This window comes from Arachidicoccus terrestris, from assembly GCF_020042345.1.
In the GTDB taxonomy this organism is placed as follows: Bacteria; Bacteroidota; Bacteroidia; order Chitinophagales; family Chitinophagaceae; genus Arachidicoccus; species Arachidicoccus terrestris.
Window position 1 is genome coordinate 897749 of the sequence record NZ_CP083387.1, and the last position, 22966, is coordinate 920714.

The 22966-nt window shown below is 45.2% G+C and carries 21 protein-coding genes and 1 other RNA gene; 15 read left to right on the forward strand and 7 right to left on the reverse strand.

What is annotated here, in order from left to right; translation table 11 throughout:
* The first annotated feature begins 60 nt into the window (after positions 1–60).
* Both K9M52_RS03510 and K9M52_RS03515 read left to right on the forward strand, forming a co-directional pair.
* A complete protein-coding gene (locus K9M52_RS03510; RefSeq protein ID WP_224070683.1) occupies positions 61–1092 on the forward strand; it encodes an Rpn family recombination-promoting nuclease/putative transposase in 1032 nt (343 codons plus the stop codon).
* Positions 1093–1230: 138 nt separating this feature from the next.
* On the forward strand, positions 1231–1545 hold the full coding sequence (locus K9M52_RS03515; protein WP_224070684.1) for a hypothetical protein: 315 nt from the start codon (positions 1231–1233) through the stop codon (positions 1543–1545).
* 76 nt (positions 1546–1621) lie between these two features.
* Here the strand turns inward: K9M52_RS03515 and K9M52_RS03520 are convergent, their stop codons facing one another.
* Together K9M52_RS03520 and K9M52_RS03525 are read right to left on the reverse strand one after the other, a co-directional pair.
* Positions 1622–2338: a DedA family protein gene (locus K9M52_RS03520; RefSeq protein ID WP_224070685.1), complete on the reverse strand. Its 717-nt coding sequence runs from the start codon at positions 2336–2338 to the stop codon at positions 1622–1624.
* Positions 2339–2631: 293 nt separating this feature from the next.
* Positions 2632–3906, reverse strand: a complete 1275-nt coding sequence (locus tag K9M52_RS03525; RefSeq protein ID WP_224070686.1) for a dicarboxylate/amino acid:cation symporter — start codon at positions 3904–3906, stop codon at positions 2632–2634.
* A gap of 337 nt (positions 3907–4243) precedes the next feature.
* Between K9M52_RS03525 and K9M52_RS03530 the strand changes: the two genes are divergently transcribed.
* From K9M52_RS03530 to fsa, 7 genes are all read left to right on the forward strand, one after another.
* Positions 4244–5917, forward strand: a complete 1674-nt coding sequence (locus tag K9M52_RS03530; RefSeq protein WP_224070687.1) for an amino acid permease — start codon at positions 4244–4246, stop codon at positions 5915–5917.
* Positions 5918–6101: 184 nt separating this feature from the next.
* Positions 6102–7724 carry an L-aspartate oxidase gene (gene nadB, locus K9M52_RS03535; protein ID WP_224070688.1) on the forward strand — a complete coding sequence of 541 codons (1623 nt, stop codon included), beginning with the start codon at positions 6102–6104 and terminating at the stop codon, positions 7722–7724.
* A gap of 89 nt (positions 7725–7813) precedes the next feature.
* On the forward strand, positions 7814–8704 hold the full coding sequence (locus K9M52_RS03540) for a lysophospholipid acyltransferase family protein (RefSeq protein WP_224070689.1): 891 nt from the start codon (positions 7814–7816) through the stop codon (positions 8702–8704).
* A 79-nt stretch (positions 8705–8783) separates the two neighbouring features.
* Positions 8784–9446 (forward strand): hexitol phosphatase HxpB, encoded by a 663-nt coding sequence (gene hxpB / locus K9M52_RS03545; protein WP_224070690.1) that lies wholly within the window; start codon positions 8784–8786, stop codon positions 9444–9446.
* 179 nt (positions 9447–9625) lie between these two features.
* Complete coding sequence (locus K9M52_RS03550; RefSeq protein ID WP_091394461.1) at positions 9626–9832, forward strand: hypothetical protein; 207 nt, start codon at positions 9626–9628, stop codon at positions 9830–9832.
* A gap of 216 nt (positions 9833–10048) precedes the next feature.
* Positions 10049–10148, forward strand: an RNA gene (ffs, locus tag K9M52_RS03555) — signal recognition particle sRNA small type.
* A gap of 222 nt (positions 10149–10370) precedes the next feature.
* Positions 10371–11024: a fructose-6-phosphate aldolase gene (gene fsa, locus K9M52_RS03560; protein WP_224070691.1), complete on the forward strand. Its 654-nt coding sequence runs from the start codon at positions 10371–10373 to the stop codon at positions 11022–11024.
* A 296-nt stretch (positions 11025–11320) separates the two neighbouring features.
* On the opposite strand, the gene K9M52_RS03565 is transcribed toward fsa, so the two are convergent.
* The 3 genes from K9M52_RS03565 to K9M52_RS03575 all read right to left on the reverse strand — a co-directional run bounded on the left by K9M52_RS03565 (position 11321) and on the right by K9M52_RS03575 (position 13918).
* Positions 11321–11572, reverse strand: coding sequence for a helix-turn-helix domain-containing protein (locus tag K9M52_RS03565; RefSeq protein WP_224070692.1), 252 nt, complete (start codon positions 11570–11572; stop codon positions 11321–11323).
* Positions 11573–11705: 133 nt separating this feature from the next.
* Positions 11706–13481 (reverse strand): S41 family peptidase, encoded by a 1776-nt coding sequence (locus tag K9M52_RS03570; protein ID WP_224070693.1) that lies wholly within the window; start codon positions 13479–13481, stop codon positions 11706–11708.
* Between the two features lie 212 nt (positions 13482–13693).
* The gene (locus K9M52_RS03575) at positions 13694–13918 is read right to left on the reverse strand and encodes a PspC domain-containing protein (protein ID WP_224070694.1); all 225 of its coding nucleotides are present in this window, start codon (positions 13916–13918) and stop codon (positions 13694–13696) included.
* 329 nt (positions 13919–14247) lie between these two features.
* Here K9M52_RS03575 and K9M52_RS03580 point away from each other — a divergent pair, with 329 nt between their 5' ends.
* The 6 genes from K9M52_RS03580 (at position 14248) to K9M52_RS03605 (ending at position 19931) form a co-directional block, all read left to right on the forward strand.
* Positions 14248–16521 (forward strand): aconitate hydratase, encoded by a 2274-nt coding sequence (locus tag K9M52_RS03580; RefSeq protein WP_224070695.1) that lies wholly within the window; start codon positions 14248–14250, stop codon positions 16519–16521.
* A 185-nt stretch (positions 16522–16706) separates the two neighbouring features.
* Positions 16707–17288: a Crp/Fnr family transcriptional regulator gene (locus tag K9M52_RS03585; protein ID WP_224070696.1), complete on the forward strand. Its 582-nt coding sequence runs from the start codon at positions 16707–16709 to the stop codon at positions 17286–17288.
* Positions 17289–17427: 139 nt separating this feature from the next.
* Positions 17428–17778: a hypothetical protein gene (locus K9M52_RS03590; RefSeq protein WP_224070697.1), complete on the forward strand. Its 351-nt coding sequence runs from the start codon at positions 17428–17430 to the stop codon at positions 17776–17778.
* Between the two features lie 48 nt (positions 17779–17826).
* Complete coding sequence (locus K9M52_RS03595; protein ID WP_224070698.1) at positions 17827–18693, forward strand: pirin family protein; 867 nt, start codon at positions 17827–17829, stop codon at positions 18691–18693.
* Between the two features lie 75 nt (positions 18694–18768).
* Positions 18769–19623, forward strand: coding sequence for a pirin family protein (locus tag K9M52_RS03600; RefSeq protein ID WP_224070699.1), 855 nt, complete (start codon positions 18769–18771; stop codon positions 19621–19623).
* An 11-nt stretch (positions 19624–19634) separates the two neighbouring features.
* On the forward strand, positions 19635–19931 hold the full coding sequence (locus K9M52_RS03605; RefSeq protein WP_224070700.1) for a GNAT family N-acetyltransferase: 297 nt from the start codon (positions 19635–19637) through the stop codon (positions 19929–19931).
* Positions 19932–19997: 66 nt separating this feature from the next.
* On the opposite strand, the gene K9M52_RS03610 is transcribed toward K9M52_RS03605, so the two are convergent.
* Both K9M52_RS03610 and amaB read right to left on the reverse strand, forming a co-directional pair.
* Positions 19998–21242 (reverse strand): redoxin domain-containing protein, encoded by a 1245-nt coding sequence (locus K9M52_RS03610; RefSeq protein WP_224070701.1) that lies wholly within the window; start codon positions 21240–21242, stop codon positions 19998–20000.
* 152 nt (positions 21243–21394) lie between these two features.
* On the reverse strand, positions 21395–22945 hold the full coding sequence (gene amaB, locus K9M52_RS03615) for an L-piperidine-6-carboxylate dehydrogenase (RefSeq protein WP_224070702.1): 1551 nt from the start codon (positions 22943–22945) through the stop codon (positions 21395–21397).
* Positions 22946–22966 lie beyond the last annotated feature (21 nt).

Below are 22966 nucleotides of genomic sequence, written 5' to 3' on the forward strand. Positions count from 1 at the left end.
TACCATTTTTTTTAATCGCAGACACTTTTAAATAAGTGCCTTGTATAAAATCTATATGCCATGGATAATATTATAGTTTCCAGTATCCCATCTGCCTCAGTTCCTTATGGACTTGTTGTGGACAGGCTTGGCAGACTGACCAACCGTGAGGTACGGGAGCGGCCCCTGAAACGGGATGTGCGGCCGCAGTTTCGCAAAGAGGATGAACTCATCCAGCCAGGCCAGTCTCCGTCTAAAGAGCAGCTGGAAAACCTTAAAAAGGATGTGATTTTTAAAATGCTGTTAGGTGACGAGGATTATGCGAAGCAGGTTGCGATTCCTTTTATCAAAGCTTTTTGGGGGCACCTGACTGAGGTGACGGACCTGAAGTTAAAAACGACTACGCTCACAGGCAGCACCAAAGACAGCAGAAATGTCTGTCCGGATACTGTCTGGCAGTCACAGAAGACCGGCGATGTATTTTTGATAGAAATGCAAAGGCGCTATCAGGATTTTTATAATCAACGGCTGTCGCTGTATGACGGAAAACTCCGAGCAACGCTTGCAAAAAAAAGCAGTGACTGGGATTACAACCAGGTATCTGTTTTTGTTCTGGGAATGGCCGATTTTGATCTGGAAAGACCTGCTTCTGACAGCTGTATCTATGAATATGTAAGTATGAACACGAAAAACAATCAGGACCTGCTGACAGGCCGGGACTGGAAGATGCTGATAGACCTCAGGAAAGCCAGCAGAGTCAGGCAGGCAGCCTATTCGGAAAGGGATAAATGGATATATCTCTTGAACAATTTTCATAAACTAAAACGGATACCGGCGTTTTTAAAAGAAGGTTACTTTGATCAGGTAATAAAAATTGCTAAAAATTTAAATCGAACAAAAATGGAAGAATTAGAAGATTTCTTTTGGGAAAACTACCAGAAAGACCTGGCTAGAGAAGCAAAGGCAGAAGAAAGAGCGATATGGATGAATAAGATAAAAAATATCATCAAATCTTTTATCTCTCTCCACCCAAATTATAGCATTCAGGAGGCAGCCGCACAACTAGGTATTGAAGAACGGTTGGTAAGATCGGTGTTCCCTGCCGGGGTCTAAAGGCGTCCTGATGCTAATAGCAGGAATTGTTTAGACAAAAAATGCAGAGAGAATTACTTGGCGCATTTCAATATTCTCCCTGTATTTTATTGAAGACCTCAACGCTAAAATCGTTTCAAAAATTAAAACAGGTTTACGATGGAAGATCTAGAAGATTTCTTTTGGGAATTATATAAAGAAGACCTGGCTAGAGAAGCAAAGGCAGAAGGTTTTGTAGAAGGTTACATAGAAAGTTTTGATAAAGAGCACCCGGAAGGAATAAAATTACAAAATATCGTCGAGTCTTTTATCTCCCTCAATCCGGAGGATTGCAGCGCACACGATATGGCAGCTTTTTTGGGTATTGAAGAAGCGTTGAAAAGATGCCTGTATCCAGATCGGGCTAAAAGGCATTCTTGTCCCGGTTCGGGCTTACTCACGACCCAGGCAGCTCAGCCTGATCAAAAATCATAATCTTGGTGAGAAAGACAGCGACATTAAAATCAATGCCCTGCTTTAGGGGATCGGTGTGGCCCGTTTTTCGCTTTCCCTATCCCTGTGGATCAGGGTTCTGAGAAACACCTTTTGCAGCTTTCTTACCCTTGTCCCCCCTGATCATCTTGATGAGTACGGGTGCCGTGGTAATAACGACCAGAATGATAATAATATACTCCAGGTGGTGCGTCAGGTCTACATTATAGGTTTTAAGAACCGCCTTATAAAGATAATGTCCCCCCGCCAATAGCAAGGTCGCCCAGCTCAGTGAGCCGATGACATTATAAAGCATGAACTTTTTTCTTTCCATACCGACGATGCCGGCGACAATCGGCGCGAATGTGCGGATAATCGGAAGAAATCTGGCAAGAATCAGGGCGCCGCCACCTTTTTCTTCAAAAAAGTCGTGCGCCTGCTGCAGGTGTTTTTTCTTAAAATACCAGGTATCTTTTTTCTTAAAGAGTAGTGGCCCGCTTTTTCTGCCGAACCAGAATCCGAAAATGTTGCCCAGCACACCGGCTAAAAACACCAATACGATAATTTCCACGAGATTCAAAAACGGACTACCTGTATCAATAAAGGACCTGGCCAGATCATCACTATAAATGCCTGCGATAAATAACAAAGAGTCACCGGGCAGAAAAAATCCGACAAAAAGACCGGTCTCAGCAAATATGATAAAAAGGATCAGCCACAGGCCGCCTGCCTGAATATAGAAGTCAGGGCTTAAAAGTTGTTTCCAGTCGAAACTCAGTAGTATTGCATCCAGCATGGACTCTAATTAAAATGTCTTTCCAATGAAATGATGTAACAGAATGATATCCGGCACCCGGCAAATTTAAGCTACCAGCTCCAGTAGTTGTCGTAGATTTTGGTAATTAATATTAAAATATAATTTAAAAAAATATTAATGTGTAAATCTGCACGGTCAAAACAAAGATCCTTTTGCGCCTCTGCCGTTGCTGAACATCCACCTTGTTGCCACCGGCCAAAGATAGCGCAAATTAACAGCCGTTTTTAACTGCTCACCGAAAATACACCGATCGGTTTTAAACAGCTTTACATCTAAGCAGCCTGAGCGGGTGCATCCTGCAGTAGCGAAGGATCCTTTAGTTCACCTTCCCATTTGCTGACGGCTGCGGTAGACAAGGCGTTGCCCACGACATTGGTCATGGAGCGCATCATGTCACAGAAATGGTCAATGGGCAGGATCAGTGCGATGCCTTCAGGGGGAATATCAAACATGGCGCAGGTCGCAGCAACGACCACCAGTGACGCCCTTGGTACCCCTGCCATGCCTTTACTGGTCAGCATAAGCACAAACAACATCGTAATCTGCGTGCCGACATCCAGGTGAATGCCATAGGCCTGTGCGATGGCCATAGAGGCAAAGGTCATATTGATCATGGAGCCATCCAGATTAAAGGAATAGCCGAGTGGCAATACAAAAGAGACAATTTTATTCTTGCATCCGTATTTTTCCAATTCTTCAGTGAGTACCGGAAAAACCGCTTCACTGCTGGTTGTGCTGAAGGCAATGATCATGGGTTGTATAATATGCCGCAGTAAGGGTATTAATCGTTTACCCAGGATCAGATAGCCCACAATGGCCATCAGGATCCACAATAGCAATATAGCGACCAGGAACCAGAGCAAGTATTTACCATAGAACCAGAAAATACCAGGCCCGTTAACGGCCATGGTGCCGGCGATGGATCCCAGTACCCCTATCGGTGCCGTATACATGACGTAGTTGACCATCACGAGAATGGCTTCAGAAAGTGTATCCAGCGCCTTTACCACCGGCTTTGCCCTTTCACCCAAAGCCGCCAGCGATACACCCAGGAACATGGCAAAAACCACAATCTGCAGAATCTCATTGGTGGCCATCGCTTCTACCACACTTTTAGGTACCAGGTGATTGATAAAATTCATGGCCGAGAAAGACTGTGTGCCGGAAATAATCTCTCCGACATCCCCGTTCGCATCAGCCAGGTTGAGCCCTATGCCGGGTTTTGCGATATGTACGATCATCAGCCCGATAAACAGACTGACAATGGAAGCAGTGACAAACCAAAGCATGGCTTTACCACCGATCCTGCCGACACTTTTGAGATCGCCCAGTTTGGCAATACCTACCGTCAGGGTACACAAGACGAGCGGCGCAATGATCATCTGCACCAGCCTCAGAAAAAGCGTCGTCAGCATTTTGCCGACAGATACCAGCGAAGGAATATCTTCCTTGGGCATATACAGATAGGCAATATAGCCAATAATGGCCCCCAGTGCCATGGCAATGATAATATACAGGGTCAGGCGGTTCTTGGAGTTTTTCTTCATCAAAATACTTCTAAACATAAATAAGGTCTGAACAGAGAGACCCGTGAATACTAAATTACTATACGGTTAATTATCTTCCGGTTTCTTTCAAAATGGCTGCAATATACGAAAGCGAACAGATATTAGCCTGAAAATTGCTCCAAAAATTGAACAGAAATCAGGACGATAATAACGTTAACCGGGCCAAAACCGGGCAAGATAATGAAACGAACAGACATTAGGAAAGATTTTCCACTTTTTATTGCGGAACGTCAAAAAAACGGGGGTTTTGTTAAACTGTTTGGAATTAATCCTTAATTTTCCACCTCGTAACTAATTTAAGAATCTAAATATTATTATGAGTTTATTTGCAAAAAAGTCGATTAGTTCCCTGATTGCCGAGTCTGCTGCTACGGATGGCCTGAAAAAAACACTGAGTGCCCGTTCGCTGGTGGCCTTGGGAATCGGAGCCATTATCGGTGCCGGTCTGTTTTCCATTACGGGTGTGGCAGCGGCTAATATGGCAGGGCCGGGAATTATGATTTCTTTTATTATTGCTGCCGTCGGCTGCGCCTTTGCAGGTCTCTGTTATGCAGAGTTTGCGTCGATGATACCTGTCGCCGGTAGTGCCTATACCTATTCATATGCGACCATGGGAGAGTTTATTGCCTGGATCATCGGATGGGACCTGGTGCTGGAATATGCAGTAGGGGCCGCAACGGTGGCTTCCAGCTGGTCCGGCTACCTGAATGAACTGCTGAAAACCTATGATATCGCCTTACCGCATATGTTGACGGCAACTCCCTTTGATACCGTGCCTGGTATTCTTAACCTGCCAGCCGTATTTATCGTTGTGATCATATCGATGATCCTGATCAGGGGCACAAGTGAATCAGCCTGGGTAAATGCCATTATCGTTGTTGTTAAGGTATCAATCGTTGTTGTATTCATCGCGCTGGGTATACATTATGTACAGCCGGCCAACCTGGAGCCACTGGTACCCAAAAATACTGGCGAGTTCGGCCACTTCGGCTGGTCTGGCGTTGTCAGGGCCGCCGCGGTTGTATTCTTTGCTTATATTGGTTTTGACGCGGTCTCTACTGCCGCTCAGGAAACCAAGAACCCAAAAACAGCCATGCCTGTCGGGATCCTGGGCTCCTTAATTATCTGTACCGTGCTCTATATCGCCTTTGCCTATGTCATGACAGGGGTGGCGCATTATACCATGTTTAACACAGGAGGCAGCAGTGACCTGGCTCCCGTGGCCATCGCCATTAAGCAAATGGGTACCGTCGGCGCCGGCGGTGTTGTCATACCGGCTTATCCTTGGTTAAACACCCTGATCATCGTGGCCATCTTGCTGGGTTATTCCTCTGTTATTCTGGTCATGTTGCTCGGACAGAGCCGTGTCTTTTATTCCATGAGTAAGGACGGTCTGTTACCGGGGCTTTTCTCCAAACTGCACCCGCGTCATAAAACACCCTACAAATCCAACTTATTATTCATGCTCCTTGTCAGCCTGTTCGCCGCCTTTATCCCTGGCAGGATTGTCGGTGAAATGACCAGTATCGGAACACTGTTCGCCTTTATCCTGGTCTGTATCGGGGTACTGGTGATGCGCAAGAAAATGAAGGATGCACCACGCGCCTTCCGTACACCACTGGTTCCGTTGGTGCCTATCCTGGGGGTATTGACCTGTTTATTTATGATGGTATTTCTGCCGCTGGATACCTGGATCCGGCTGATCGCCTGGATGATGATTGGTCTGGACATCTATCTGGCCCGCGGTATTCAAAAGAGTATCCTCAATCAGGCTGACACCAAGGGTGACTACAGCCGGAGCTTTAAAATTACCGCTTTAAGCGGCCTTTTGATCACCGTCGTGCTGGCCGTTCTTGGTGCGTTCCATCACCATAACACGAAAGGGAGCGATGAAGGTCTTGTGATCTTCTCCCTTATAATGGTGATTTTCCACCTTATCTACTATGGTATTTATATCGCCAAAGCAGCCGGTCTTCGCAAACAGAATTAAAGATTAAAATGTAACGAAGCGTGTCGCTTCTGCGTATAAAAAGCGACCGTCCCCTACTCATTAAATAAAATAAGGGACGGTTGCTTTTTTTATACCCCCGCATCATCAAGCGGGATTATTCATTAATTTTGACATGTAAGCATTGTACTTCAACTTATACTACCTTAAACAGATCATTTAATATATGACAACAGATTTATTGGTTATCGGTTCGGGTATCGCCGGACTTACCTTTGCCATCAAGACAGCAAAAGCGCTGCCGGACAAAGAAATCCTGGTGCTCACCAAGGCGGCTTCAGCCGAAGAATCTAATACCAACTATGCCCAGGGAGGTGTAGCAGGGGTCTGGGATTTTGAAAAAGACAGCTTTGAAAAACACATAGAAGATACCCTGATTTCGGGCGATGGCCTTTGTGACCCGGCTGCAGTGGAAGTCGTGGTCAAGGAAGGACCGGACCGGATCAGAGAAATTATCAGTTACGGTACCCGCTTCGACAAAAATGAAGATGGTGATTACAATCTGGGGAGAGAGGGCGGTCATAGTGCCTTCAGGGTACTCCATCACAAGGATGTTACCGGCAAAGAAATTGAAAGAGCACTGATCAGCGAGGCCGGCAGGTACAAAAATATCAAAATTCTGGATCAGTATTATGTCGTGGAGCTGCTTACCCAACACCACCTGGGTTTTCTGGTAACGAAATCTTCCAGAGATATTACCTGTTACGGTGTCTACGCCCTCAACCGGGAAACCGGTACGATCGAAAAAATTCTGGCCGCCGCAACGCTGCTGGCGACAGGAGGCTGTGGTCAGGCCTACAGAACGACGACTAATCCCAGGGTAGCCACAGGTGACGGCGTCGCCATGGCTTACAGGGCTAAGGGCCGGATAGAGAACATGGAATTCATCCAGTTTCATCCGACCGCATTATTTGAACCGGGTGTCTCCCCTGCTTTTCTGATCACGGAAGCGGTGCGCGGTGAAGGCGGTGTTTTGCGCAATCATAAAGGGGAAGCTTTTATGGAGCGGTATGATCCCAGAAAGGACCTGGCTTCCCGTGACATTGTCGCCAGGGCCATCGACAGTGAAATGAAAAAGCATGGTACGCAGCATGTCTACCTGGATTGTTCCCCTATCGACCGGGAAAAATTCATGCAGCATTTTCCCAATATCTATGAGCGGTGCCATTCAATGGGTATCGATGTCTTTAAAGAAGGAATACCTGTTGCCCCTGCGGCTCATTACAGCTGCGGCGGTGTAAAAACGGACCTCTACGCCCGGACCTCCATACAACATCTGTATGCCTGCGGCGAATGCTCTTCCACCGGCCTGCATGGGGCCAACAGACTGGCCAGCAATAGCCTGTTGGAAGCCATGGTCTTTGCCCACAGGGCTTATGAGGATGTGCTGTCCCGGTATAAAGACGGGTCTCTGGAGCAGTTCATGGGAGAAATGGATAACATGGCGTTCCCGGATTGGGACGCCCTGGGCACTTCTGAACCCAAAGAGATGATCCTGATCACCCAGAGTGTTAAGGAGTTAGAACAGATCATGACGGACTATGTGGGAATTGTCCGGACCAATGTCCGTCTGGAAAGAGCTATGCGGCGCCTGGACCTGCTTTTTGAAGAAACCGAAGCTTTGTATAAGCAGGCGCAGGTTTCTCCACAGCTCTGCCAGCTGCGTAACCTGATCACAGTCGGGTATCTGATCGTTAAAGGCGCACAGTTCCGAAGAGAAAGCAGAGGGCTGCACTTTAATACGGATTACCCGGAGAAAAACCATCTGTTGCAAAGCGTAATATTATAATAATTGCCAAATAGGGCAGCTGGGCGCTGCCCTATTTGTATATTTGCGGCTTAAACTCCTGTAATCGGTCTCAAAAGCAGTCAACAAGCATGTATTATATTGTTTACGGTTTACTTTATCTGATCTCACTGCTCCCATTTTGGGTGTTGTACGGAATCAGTGACCTGATTGCATTTACTTTACACCGCATTGTCCGCTACAGACGTCCCGTGGTGGAAAAGAACCTGAAGATCGCCTTCCCCGAGAAAACTGATGCCGAGCGCAGAAAGATCTGCCGGGATTTCTATTACCGGTTCACCGACAATTTTGTGGAGCTGGTCAAATTGATTTCACTGCCGGTTGAGTCGATCCTGCGCCGCTTTAAAAGAGACCACGTATTGATTAACAGACTGTACGAAGAAGGTCTTAGTATCGATTTTGTATTAGGCCATTTTTTTAACTGGGAATGGTGCAATCTGTCCTATTCCCATCAAAATCCATATAAGCAAATCGTGGTCTATGCCCATGTGAGCAGCACTATCGCTGAAAGACTCATGCAGAAGATCCGTAGCCGGTTCGGCACCATATTAATTGACAGCAGTCGGTTCAAAGAGCAATTTAAGCCCTATGCATCTGAGCGCAAAGCTTTTGTGCTGGTGGCCGACCAGAACCCCCGGTTTTTGAAAAGCGCCTACTGGCTTCCTTTTTTTGGCAGGCTGACACCTTTTGCCAAAGGACCTGATGCGAACTCCAGGCTCATGAATAACGCTGTGGTCTTCTGTAAAATAAAAAGAATTAAACGGGGATATTATACGACCGAGCTGGAATGTATCACGAAGGCGGCAGGCGATTTGCCAAAAGGTGCGGTGACTGTCAAAACAGCTGCACTGCTGGAACGAGTGATCCGGGAGGACCCGGCGGGCTACCTGTGGAGTCACCGCCGATGGAAGCATACTTACACCCCCAAAAGAGATCAACGCAACCTCATTAAAGCAGAATAAATTTTCATTACAACGTCCAGTGCCGGATTTTACTCAGGTAAAAAAATGGCAAGACATTAAAAAAGAAGAAAAAAGACATATGCATTTATCGACCGTTATTTTTGATATGGATGGCCTGCTGATCGACAGCGAGCCTTTATGGAAAGAAGCTGCCCAGGAGATCTTCGGTGAATATGGTATCGTACTCTCTGATGAGCAGTATGCCATCACCACCGGGCTCAGAACCAAAGAATTTACCGAATGGTGGCTATCCAGGCACCAGGTTTCTGTCCATGAATATGACCGGGTGGAAGCGAAAATTCTGGCCACTGTCATGGATAAAGTGGATAAAAGAGGACTGGTCATGCCTGGTGTGGATCATATTTTTGAGTTTTTCAGTGAACTGAAATTTAAAATCGGCATCGCTTCCTCTTCTTCCCTGCCGCTGATTCATCTGGTCGTAGAAAAACTGGGTATCGAGAAATACCTGAATACGATCGCATCCGCGGGGAATCTGCCTTACGGTAAGCCGCATCCGCAGGTGTATCTGGACTGCGCCGCTGCGCTCAATACCGCACCCACTCAGTGCATTTGTTTTGAGGACTCTTTCAATGGCATGATCGCTGTAAAAGCGGCCAGAATGCGCTGCGTTATTGTTCCTGGACCGGAACATTATAAAGAGCCAAGATGGGCTGCGGCAGATCTGAAATTATCTTCTTTACAGAATTTCAATCAGTTACACTTAAATCTTTTAGATAATTAACAAATGCAGTGATTATCAGCAGGATGTTAAAAAAGGAAATTGGCGAAAAACTCTTCTCAATTGTCCGATTTTTGGCAAAATCTGCTTACATTTAACATCAAAGCCGGGTTCAGGGCAGGTTTCCTGAAGGCATCCCAGCCCATAAATTTATTTTAGATTATCAAACAAAAATTGAAAAGATGGACACTTCAAAATTTATTAAAGCTTATTGTCTGAAAACAAAGGAAAAGAACGTACCCATGCACAATGCTGTCGTATCCAAAACTGCCAGAGGTGGTTATATCGCAAAAGGTGATGATGGTAAAGGCAACAAAATGAGTGCGATTCTTAGCGAAACCAATGCCCTGAAAGCGATTGCGGATGGTGTTGCAAAAAAAGATTTCTAAATTCCGCTTTTTAGCCCCAAGTTTAAAGTTAACTTATTTTTGATCAGCGTATTGCAATCCCTCCATGTTGACGCTGACCGACATTTTCAGGAAACATCCTGAAAGACCAGACAGATCCGCAGGTAGATCAAACGATATCCTGCGGATCTGTTTTTTATTTTCACAAAACGGCGTTTAAAATTTGGCATTTCCAGGTAAGGCTTTTACATTTGCACCCGGCAGGTCTCACACGGCCAGCTCCTACTGAATCCTCCCAGGGCCGGAAGGCAGCAAGAGTAGGTGGTTGTAGCGGCGCGATGTGAGTAGCCTGCCTTCTTTATTACCTCCCCTATTACATAGATAACAATCGCCATAAACGACATAAGGATCGTTTTTTTAGCTTGTTTAGCGCTATCAACTAAATGTAAATTTTTCGATCTTATTAAGCCTATCTTTAATTTTTGCGTACCTTTGGGGAAGATTGTTATGCACCCTGCTAAGGCGCACAGCATGATAAAAAGAGATATATTTACCAATCATTAAATTAAAAAAAAGACTGATGAAATTCTTTATTGACACGGCAGACCTGGAACAGATTAAGGAAGCCAATGATTTAGGTATCCTGGATGGTGTTACCACCAATCCATCCTTAATGGCGAAGGTAGGAATCAAAGGCCATGACGCCGTTATCCAGCATTATAAGACTATCTGCGAGATCGTGGATGGTGATATCAGCGCTGAAGTTGTATCTACTGATTTTAAGGGCATTGTAGAAGAAGGTAAAAAACTCGCTGCACTGCATAAAAATATTGTGGTTAAAGTTCCAATGATCAAGGAAGGTGTAAAAGCGATCAAATGGTTTACAGATAATGGCATTCGGACCAACTGTACACTGGTATTCTCTGCAGGTCAGGCTATCCTGGCAGCTAAAGCAGGCGCAGCCTACGTTTCTCCATTTATCGGCCGTATCGACGATAGTGGCTGGGAAGGGATCAACCTGATTTCTCAGATCGCGGAAATCTATGCCGTACAAGGTTATGAAACCGAGATCCTGGCAGCTTCAATCCGTAACAGCAATCACATTATCCAATGTGCTGAAGCGGGTGCCGATGTAGTCACTTCTCCGCTGGAGCCTATTCTAGGTTTACTGAAACATCCACTGACGGATATTGGCCTGGCGAAGTTCCTGGAAGATGCCAAGAAATTTGCATAGACATTGACCTGCTACATGAAGCCACATTCAATGTCGCTTTTCATGCAATAATAATGTAAAGCCCCGCATTCGCTCAAAGTTGAAAGCGGGGCTTTAAAAATTAGCGTATGTATGGGCATCCAATGCATTCCAAATTGTATAGAATAAAAGTCAAGTCAACCCACCCACTCATTTAATGAGATTCTATTTGATTTTGCATCCCTCTCGTTAAAAGAAGCATATAACGAATAAAGGTGCTATCTAAATATTTTCTAAGGCAGGAGTAGCTGAATGGCTTAATCGCATTGCAAAGTCTGCTATTGTTCACTAATTGATTCTCGTTGTACTTTGACAGGCCCCAATGTATGGTCAAACATTAATAAAACCCGGTTAACTTTTCGCAGATTTAGATTTTCCTTTCCTTGTTCAATTTTCCTTATTACGACAAGGGCTACGCCCGCTCTTTCTGCAAACTCGGATTGTGTCAACTTAATTTTCTTCCTTTCTGTTTTTACAAACGCTCCCAGTGCTGGTGTCATTTTATATCTATTTACATATAAATTAATCAAAATTAAGTATTTTATATTCAATTAGATATAATTTTACATCCAAAAAGACGAAAATAAATCTAAAAAATTACTACAAAAAACCCGATCAGCGTACATTACACCGATCGGGCATCTAGTATTTCCTCCTGAGAAATCAACGTAACTGAATCGTCCTTTTAACCATGGGTTTAAAATTACGCCTGTTTTCCTCAGCTTCATAGCTTCGAATTGAAGCTCGGGTGGCAGGATTCTGCCTTGGCTTAATATTGGTACTAAGGGCCGCTCTGAAGCTGGTCCCGGGCACCTTAAATTTTGAATCCAGGGTAGCCAAAATCTGGTTCAGCGATTCAAGACGGTCTTCCGATTTCCCAAAATCCGCCAACACATCATCATATCCCAACCCGTCTGTCAGCATGCCACTATAATAATCACCTTCTCCCTTTGAATTCAGTGACTGGAACATTGACATATACACAGTGTATTCTCCTATCCGCAGATCAAAGAACCCAACAGGCTTGCCATAGGTTCTTATTTGCGTATGACCCCCATCATCTTCTTCCGGATCTTCTGCGTACCAAGCACCCACAAGGACCACATTATTATAAGGTTTTAGAGCGTTGATCAATAATTCACTGGCAGATGCCGTTCCTCCTGCTACAATAAAATAAATTTTATTTGAAGCCGTACTAATGGCACCCGACTTCTTTACCTTTTCCGTATTGCCGGCCACGCTATAATCAATATCCAGTGTTGTCTTGCCCGTTGGTGTAACACCGTCATCTTCATATAATTTCTGGGATTTCAGCACCGTTTTCAAAAAGGATGAATAGGTGGATTCATCGCGCAGACTATCATTATAATGCATGCTATACAGCGTTTTACCATCATTGCCGCTGGCTACAAATGCATTGGCCAGATACTCTGCCGTCTCAACGGCGCCGCCACCATTGTAGCGAAGATCAACAACCAGGTCGGTAACACCGGCAAACTTCTTTAATGCGGCATCTATAGGCGCCTTGGCATTCTCTAACTGGGTAAATCCTTCAAAGACCAGATAACCCACTTTTTTACCACCAGGCAAGCTGATGACGGAATCTAAAATAACCGGATTAAAATCATATTGCTTTTTTTGAAGGCTAATCATTGTCTCCTTTCTCTTCCCGGTTTTGGGATAAACAGAATCTACTTTCACAATATCAAGGCTGCTTCCGTCAAGTATTCCGTTATAATAATCCTGAAGCTCTTTATCACTTGAAAAAGAATTAAAGTCTTTGGCCTCTCCATTCATTTTATATATCACATCTCCGCGCTTCAGTCCCGCCTTTTGAGCTGGTGAGCCATTATCCACGTATTTTAAAACCGTAATCGTCGTATCCCGATTGAGCTTTCTGTTCCCGTCAGTATCCACTATGTAATCGCCATTCTCATCGACCGCGTATGGAGAAGTGAAGCCAAAATGAATACCCAGATCATTACCCTTGCCATCCAAGGTAAATGACTGAGTATTGGGTTTAATGACAAAAGATGAATTGCCGCCTCCTGTATTATCAGCCGTTAACAGCATATAGGAATATTTGGACTCACCAGGAAAATCAGCGTCGTATTCATAGGGTTTATTGGTCTCGGCATTTACAGGGATCTGTGTCAAAGCGTAAAGCTCGTTTTTCAGCCCGGTAAGACTATTGCCGCTTTCATATTTCGAAGGATCAAACTTTGCAAAACTCGGCAAATCGTCGTTCCAGAGATAAAAAGCCTTTGCGTACATATACAATGAATCATTTAGAGAATTCGTGAAAGTATAGCCGCCATAATAACCGCCTGAGGCCCCGTCTCCATCCCCCGGTCCGTCAACGACCTTTTTACAAGAGAAACTAAGGCCAATACCTGCTGCTACCAATAAGCAGAGCATTAATTTACGTTGGTTGTTCATATATTGCTTTATAAGTTGAAAGTGAGCAGTATTCGGTTCATATCTGCTATAATTAAAGTTATACAATTTGGATGAATCTTCCCTGAAAATCTACCAAAGCGCATAAATGATCGTTGAATGAAGCGATTAAAATGAGTGGGTCTTACTAGCGTTTTTTACCGGTACCCTGGACAAAGCTTGCCTGCAGAAAGCGATAACAACAAGCTCCCAGCTTAGTCGGAATACTTCAGGGGATTTCGTCTGGCAAATAAAACATAGCGTTTAATATTCATCCAGAATGCCAGTACCATATATATAATAACAGGCGAGCCAAAAGTGAGAAATGAGATATAGATAAACCAAAGGCGGATACGGGAGCTGGCTATCCCCAGTTTCATACCGATCGCAGCACAGACCCCAAAAGCCCGGCACTCAATAAAACTTCTTAATCTGTTCATCTAATTAGCTTTTTAATTCTAAGACTCGTCCAATAAAGTAAATCCATCGGATCAGTATTATCCTAGAACATTCACACCGTAGCAAGATTTACGCCAATTGGGTAACCATCCTATTAAAGCAGGACAGACAAATATACAAAATCCTCAAACATGTCAGAGCTCTTAAAAAAATTTCTTGCAAGAGCATAAAAATCAAAGGCTTTTATCCATTAGGTATATCAAACCCTAAAATTAGGACTACCTAATTTTAACAGACCAAAGTTTTAAAAATCCACCCGATTTTAGTAACTTCGCAACAATTTTATATCACACTATTTAAATTGTATGTTATGGCTTTTGATATTGACATGATCAAAAAGGTCTACAGTGAGCTACCTGACAAAATTGCAAAAGCACGCGCCGCTACCGGCACACCTCTCACACTTGCCGAAAAAGTACTTTACGCGCATTTACACAGCGACCAACCCCTGAAGAAATTCGAAAGGGCACACGATTATGTTAATTTCGCGCCTGACCGTGTAGCTATGCAGGATGCCACTGCTCAGATGGCGCTGTTGCAGTTCATGCAGGCTGGCCGCCCGAAAGTAGCGGTTCCTTCCACTGTACACTGTGATCACCTGATTATTGCCAAAGAAGGTGCTGAAAAAGACCTGGCATTCGCAAAAGAAGAAAGTAAAGAAGTATATGATTTTCTCGGCTCTGTGTCCAATAAATACGGAATCGGATTCTGGCGCCCGGGCGCCGGTATCATCCACCAGGTCGTACTGGAAAATTACGCCTTCCCTGGCGGGATGATGATTGGTACCGACTCCCATACTGTAAATGCGGGTGGTCTGGGTATGATTGCCATCGGTGTCGGCGGTGCTGACGCCTGTGATGTAATGGCTGGTTTGCCATGGGAACTGAAATGGCCTAAACTGATCGGTGTGAAGCTGACCGGCAAACTAAGTGGCTGGGCAGCTCCAAAAGATATTATCCTTAAAGTTGCCGGAATCCTGACTGTAAAAGGCGGCACCGGTGCCATCGTTGAATATTTTGGTGAAGGTGCACGTTCTATCAGCTGTACCGGTAAAGGCACCATCTGTAATATGGGTGCTGAAATAGGCGCCACCAACTCTACCTTCGGTTACGACGAATCTATGGCCCGCTACCTGAGAGCCACCGGCAGAACAGAGGTAGCTGATATCGCAGATTCTATCAAAGATCATCTGACCGGCGATCCGGAAGTATACGCAGATCCTGAAAAATATTTTGATCAGGTGATTGAAATCAACCTTTCTGAGCTGGAGCCTCACCTGAACGGACCATTCACACCCGATCTGGCTACACCTGTTTCCAAAATGAAGGAAGTAGCCGATGCACAGGGCTGGCCGGAAAGAGTGGAAGTCGGTTTAATCGGATCTTGTACCAATTCCTCCTATGAAGACCTTTCCCGTGCCGTTTCTCTGGCAAAACAGGTGGCCGAAAAAAACCTGAAGGCTAAATCTGAATTCCTGATCAACCCGGGATCCGAACAAATCCGTTTTACCGTGGAGCGCGACGGCATCCTGGACGTATTTGAAGGAATCGGCGCCAAGATCCTGACCAATGCCTGCGGACCCTGTATCGGTATGTGGGACAGAGTCGGTGCTGAGAAAAAAGAAAAAAACACCATCGTTCACTCTTTTAACCGCAACTTCGCGAAAAGAGCCGATGGCAACCCCAATACATTTGCATTCGTCGCCTCGCCTGAACTGGTAACTGCGATTGCCATTGCCGGAGACCTGACATTCAACCCGATGACAGACTACCTGCTCAATGAAAAGGGGGAGAAAGTAAAACTGGATCCACCATCCGGAGATGAACTACCTAAGAATGGCTTTGATGTTGAAGATCCCGGTTATCAGGCACCTGCAGAAGACGGTTCTTCCGTTCAGATCCAGGTTTCTCCGGACTCAAAACGTCTGCAGCTGTTGTCTCCGTTCGCTGAGTGGGAAGGCACCGACCTGAAAGGCTTAAGACTGCTGATCAAGGCCAAAGGCAAATGTACCACTGACCATATCTCTATGGCCGGTCCATGGCTGAAATTCAGGGGGCATCTGGATAATATCTCCAATAATATGCTGATCGGCGCGGTTAACTTCTTTAATGAGAAAACAGACAGCGTTAAAAATGAGCTGACCGGTGAATACGGTCCTGTACCGGCTACCCAGCGTGCTTATAAAGCCGCCGGTATCGGAACAGTCGTTGTGGGGGATGAAAACTACGGAGAGGGCTCCAGCAGGGAACATGCTGCAATGGAACCTCGTCACCTGGGTGTTCGTGCGGTCATTGCCAAGAGCTTTGCACGTATCCATGAGACCAACCTGAAAAAGCAGGGTATGCTGGGTCTGACTTTCCAGGATAAAAATGACTACGACAAGATTCTGGAAGATGACGTGATCGATATCCTGGGTTTAACCACTTTTACTCCGGATAAACCGTTAACGATCGTATTACATCATGCAGACGGTTCTACTGAGCAGTTCGACGTGAATCACACCTACAATCAACAACAGATCGAGTGGTTCAGACACGGAGCCGCGCTGAATATCATCCGTAAAAGCTTCGAACAAAAGAGTTAAGTCCGAATCGGGTTTAAATAGTTTTTTTACAAAAAGAAGAGGTTTGTCTTATGGGACAAACCTCTTCTTTTTGTAACACCCATAGTAGTCAAACTTATTGACCGCTATGGGTTTAAGTCCTAAAAATGATGTAATTTTACAGGGCACAATCATTTTATAACCCGATTAGCCTCTAAAGTTACCTCATGTATCCCTTACTCAGAGACAACATTCAAGGACATATTACACTATCCGAAGATCAACTGGAAAAACTCGAAGGGCTGTTTCAGGAAAAAATGCTGAAAAAAAAGCACTACCTATTGCAGGAAGGTGACATCAATCAGGGACTGGCATTTGTAACAGAAGGGCTGCTCAGAAGCTATAAAGTGGATAGCAACGGCTTTGAGCACGTGCTGCAGTTTGCCCCGCCCGGCTGGTGGATGGCTGACATGAAAAGTCTTAACAGGCAGGAGCCGGCAGACCTTTTTATTGAAGCGCTGGAGCCTACCTATTACCTGTTTATCTCCAGGGCAAAACTGGATGAAGCATTTGAAGCATTTCCCGAGCTGGAAAGACATTTCAGAATACTGGCAGAAAATGCGGTTATCGCCTATCAACAAAGGCTGATTGGTAACCTCAGTCAACCGGCGATTGAGCGGTTCGCTACCTTTTGCCATCTGTATCCTACGTTAACACAAAGCTTGCCACACAAACAGATTGCTTCTTTTATCGGCGTTACACCGGAATTCTTCTCTAAAATGATCAATAACATGCCTTTGCCAGACTAAGCAACCCTTCCAAACATCATCTCATAATCAACAACTTACGATTTACACTTAATGCAGATTAAGCTTGCTGCTTAATCTGCATTATTGGGCACCCCTTTTGCCCTGACGTATCTTTGTGTAGTCAAAAAAAGGAGTCATTATGAAGCGTAAAATTCTGATTATCGTCAATGATGTTGCAGATCTGGAACAAGTTCAGGTTCTGTCAACCAAAGAGGAACTAAGTGTCGTTCAGGACGTCGAATCCGCTATCGAACAACTTTATAGAATGGACTTTGATGGCATTCTCTATGAAGCAGGCCCGGAAGAAAGCCAGGAGAAGAAATTACTTAAAATTCTTTCCCTTCAGGAAGAGCCTCCGGTTATTGTACGCAAAGAATCCTGGAGTAACTGGGAAAGCAGCCTGGATGAACTCATTAAGTCCATCCCATTAAAAATACGGTTTATTGATGATGGTTTTAAAAATGCAGGCCTCAACATCTGCCTGAACTAAAGAGGCGCATACAATTATTTAAATAAAAAAATATAAGGAAAAGAAATCATGGAAAAGAAAATAGACAGGGTTATAGCAAAGCCTGCCAGGGCAGGCATGGTCGGTGACGGATTCAGGGTATTTAATTTTATCCCACAGGCCGTCGGGCAAAAAAGAATCAGCCCGTTTTTGATGCTGGACTTTAACGCCGCTTATGATTTTGGCCCTTCCGATCATATCCGGGGTGTCGACGTTCATCCGCACAAAGGTTTTGAAACAGTTACCATCGCCTACCAGGGCAGTGTTGCCCATCACGACAGTGCAGGCAACAGCGGCGTAATCAACCCCGGAGATGTGCAATGGATGACCGCAGGGAACGGCATTCTGCACAAAGAATACCATGAGGAAAATTTCTCTAAAAAAGGCGGCAATTTTGAAATGGTTCAGCTGTGGGTAAACCTTCCCAAAAAAGATAAATCAGTCGCTGCGCATTATCAGCCGCTGACAAAAAATGACATACCGGTGGTCACGCTACCAGACGGCAAAAGTGTTGTCCGCGTCATCGCAGGTGAATTTCAGGAGCAGAAAGGGGCCGCAAGTACATATACCTCCGTCAATCTATTGGATGTACACCTGGAAGCCGGAGGTGAGGTAACCATTCCGGTGCCGACCGCACATAATACAGCATTACTTTTTGTCAATGGCGGAGGCAAGGTTAATGGCCGGGATGTGCAAGAGCATGATTTTGTGTTATTTGAAAACGACGGCGAAGACATTCATCTGCAGGCCAGCGAAAAAGCGGTCATATTGCTGATGAGCGGAACGCCCATTGATGAACCCATTGCCAGCTACGGCCCCTTTGTCATGAATACACAAGATGAGATCATAGAAGCAATCAATGATTTCAATCAAGGCAAATTCGGACATTTGGAATAATAAGATGAGCAGTTGCAGTACCTACTGGGTAGGTGCTGCAACTGCTTTGTTTAAAGAACAAAACGAGATAATCTAATGTTTAAGAAAATTATGCACATCCTGGATGGAAGGGCAAAAAAGATCACCGATGAGGAGACCGTGCTACAGCCACTCCCCCATTCTGATTTCAGATTTGCCAATCCCTTTATCTTACTACACCATATTACACCTGAACAAATCGAGCCGGGATCCGTCAGAAGAATTCACCCACACCCCCACAGAGGGTTTTCTCCGGTTACACTGATGTTACGCGGCGAGGGTTTCCACAGAGATAATCATGGTGGAGAAGGTATCTTAAGTGCCGGTGATGTGCAATGGATGTTCGCTGGCAGCGGCCTCTTGCACAGCGAAGGGCCAACGGATAATTTACTGAAGAAGGGCGGAGATTATGAGCTTATTCAACTTTGGATTAACAGTCCTGCTCATCTTAAATGGGAGGCACCTTTCTATCAATTGGCAAAGAAAACTGATCAACCCATAGTCCCGACCGCCAGTGGCGCGTCGATCAGGCTTGTTGCAGGAGATTATGAAGGTCTTCAGGGGCCGTTGCAGGCGCAGACGCCCATTACGATTCTTGGTGGGGAATTGTATGCCGGCAAACAGCTCCAATTGACAGCCCGGCCCGGCCACTGGACATTACTCTATCTGATTAGCGGTCAATTGCAGATAAACGGGGAAAATATTCTACCCCATCAACTGATCGTCTTTGAAAAAGAGAATGATGAATTACTGATCCGCAGCTGTGTTGACAGCCATTTTCTCTACCTTAGCGGAGAACCCATTGACGAACCGGTAGCTGCTGGCGGGAATTTTGTAATGAATACATCCGAAGAGTTAAAACAGGCGGAAGCCGATTATAAAGCAGGTAAATTTGGTACACTAAGCTTTTAAAAAAAATAAAAATGAATCCATTATATGCAACCATGGAACTGGTGGACAACAGAACCGAAAACAAGTTAGAACTGCCTATCAACAGCGAAGAGGGGCATGCCTTTGTGCGCTATAGAGTGCACGACAATCATATCGACCTGGATTACATAGAGGTGTCCCGCAACCTCCGGGGCCAGGGGATCGCCTCAACGCTGGCGGAAAAAGTTTTTGCCTATATCGCAGCAAAAAACATGGAATATACCATCTACTGTAGCTTTCTAAAATCCTGGAAAAACAGGAGGGATATGCAGGAAAATGATGCAGAATAACAATATAAAAAAAACATACAACCCAACAGGGCAAATTATCTGATCGCACCTGCAGAAACGAGCCGGTTAATCTTTTTTAATCAGCAACATATCAACCGGTTCCTCACTTTCCACCAAATACAGGCCGTACTTTTTCAGCTCCCTTTTAATGGAAGTGCTGTCTGCATATTCCCATTTTAAAGTAATATCAAATTTCCGATTCAAATGGGTTTTATTCAAAACGATTCGGCCTTCCATGCTTCCGATTTCATTGGACAGATAGGCCATCAAATTATCAGCGGAAATCCGCTTACCGATTAGATTGGAGCCATATGTGGTGAATGTAGATTCAGCGTGTCCGGTTGTGTCTGAGGGGGCGAAATTTAAATGGTGCTCCTTGGGCCAGTATACCAGATTGTATACTTTTTTAATTCTTTTCACCCTTGTTGCTGTATATGGAAAAGAGAGGTTCACTGCCGTTTGCGCCAAACGAAACGCCTCATCTTCACTTGAGTCACGAGGCAATCTCACCGTCACACAATACTTCTTTTGCGCAGTATTGCCAGCATCGGCACTATCTTTTGTTTGGTCAATAACCCAGGTGGGAGCGGGCATTCCGTACACTTCCCTATATAGTGAAGGGAGGGTGAAATTTATAAATTTTAATATAGTCCCTTCAAAAGAAGATTGTTTATATATTTTCGTTCCCCGACTACTTGAATCATACCCCGACACGGAAACATTCAATAAATCTTTATTATCCTTCGTCAGATCATTACCGGCCACTTCGGGACTGTCATTTTTAAGCGGAAACGATACCTTTTCACCATTGACCATTTTCCGGATCAGGGCGGTATTAATGGCTCCGGGATAAGTGATGGCTTCGATAATTCCATTCTTATCGATCACCACAGTATGCGGCACCGAGTAAAACATAAACTGGTTCCAGATCATCCCGTCATTGGAAAAATATATATCAGAAGCATCCAAATGCTGAATGGCTCGCCGTATATCTTGCTTTGATTCAGGTGCTATTGCCACCGTTATTAACTTATCAGGTCCTACTTCCTTCTGTATCTGATTGAGCCGGATCAGCGAAGGTAAACAGGGCTGACACCAGGTAGCCCAAAAATCTATAATGGTGACTTTCCCCTTTAAGGAGTCCAGGTCAATTGTCAGGTCCTGCTGTGTTTTCGGTCCCAAGGCAAAAGTTGCTATTTTAAGCTGAGAAACAGTATCGCCAATGGAAAGTCCCCTGTCCCCTGTTATATGCTGACCAAACGCAAAGGTGACGGTAAAGCATAGAATCAATCCGGTAATCAGTGATCTCATATGATGTTCGTTAAGGTTGTTTTACAGATGTCATACAAATGTCTGATCAAAAATAAGACAAATGCATTTCTTTTTCGTTAAGGTATCCCATTTACAAAGACATTCATCAAGATAATAGCAGACCAAGAGCATTTTGACAGATTTTTTGAGAATCACCCCAGATGGAAATCAATGCCCTGCGCCAGCGGCAAATCATCCCCATAATTGATCGTACTGGTCTGTCGGCGCATATAGGCCTTCCAGGCATCGGACCCACTTTCCCTGCCGCCTCCGGTATGCTTCTCTCCACCAAAGGCACCCCCTATTTCAGCGCCTGAAGTGCCAATATTAACATTGGCAATACCACAATCAGAGCCGCTGGCAGATAAGAATTTTTCGGCCTCTTTCAGGTTACCTGTCATAATCGCCGAAGACAGGCCTTGCGGAACGCCGTTCTGCATCTGTATAGCTTCCTCGAGTGTCGTGTATTTCATCACGTACAAGATAGGCGCAAAAGTTTCCTGTTGCACGATCATATAATCATTTTGCACAGCGGCGATACAGGGCCTCACATAACAACCCGATTCAAAACCTTCCCCTTCCAGTTTACCTGCAGGCGTCAGGATTGATCCCCCCTCCTTTTGAACAGCCACTAGTGCCGCTTCATATTGTACGACAGCCGCCTCATCAATTAAAGGTCCTACATGCACCTGAGGATCCAGCGGATTTCCGATCTGTAACTGGCCATAGGCTTTTATCAGTTCTGCTACGAACTGATCATAAACAGATTCATGAATAATCAGCCTTCTGGTTGTAGTGCAGCGTTGCCCTGCGGTCCCCACGGCACCGAATACTGCCCCCGTCAGCGCCAGTTTTAAATCAGCATTTTCAGTAACGATAATGGCATTATTGCCTCCTAATTCCAATAAGCATTTACCTAAGCGCCCGGCGACTGCCTGTCCGACGGCCATCCCCATACGCGTGGAACCTGTAGCAGATACCAATACAATTCTCGGATCAGCAGCTATCAATTTACCGATCTCAGTAGTTCCCTGTACGAGATTGCATACGCCAGCGGGCACCTGATTGGCTTTAAATACGCCGGACAGGATATGCATACAGGCCTGTGCCGCCAGAGGCGTTTTCTCCGAAGGTTTCCAAATTGTCACATTCCCGGCCACAAGCGCGATCATCGCATTCCAGCTCCAGACGGCTACCGGAAAATTAAAAGCGGTGATAATACCTACAATGCCCAAGGGATGCCACTGTTCGTACATCCTATGATCGGGTCTTTCTGAATGCATGGTCAGTCCGTGCAGTTGCCTGGAAAGTCCTACAGCGAAATCACAGATGTCAATCATCTCCTGTACTTCACCGGCGCCCTCCTGCAGGCTTTTGCCCATTTCGTAGGAAACCAGTTTACCAAGCATTTCTTTATTATCTCTGAGTGCCTGGCCATATTGACGGATAACTTCCCCTCTTTTTGGAGCCGGCCATTTGCGCCAGGCTAAAAACGCCTCCTCAGCCCTGAGGACGATTGCCTCATAGTCTGTCGGAGCGGCCGTTGCAACTTCTGCAATCAATTGTCCGTCGACCGGAGAATTAGAGGCAATCTGGGCTCCCTTGGTGAGCTGTTGCGCGATGCCATCCGAGCCACCATTATTTTTTGCCCGGATGGCAAACTGATCCAGTACCTCCTGCATGTCTTTTTTTAAATCCATCATTATTTCTTTTACAGTTTTCCC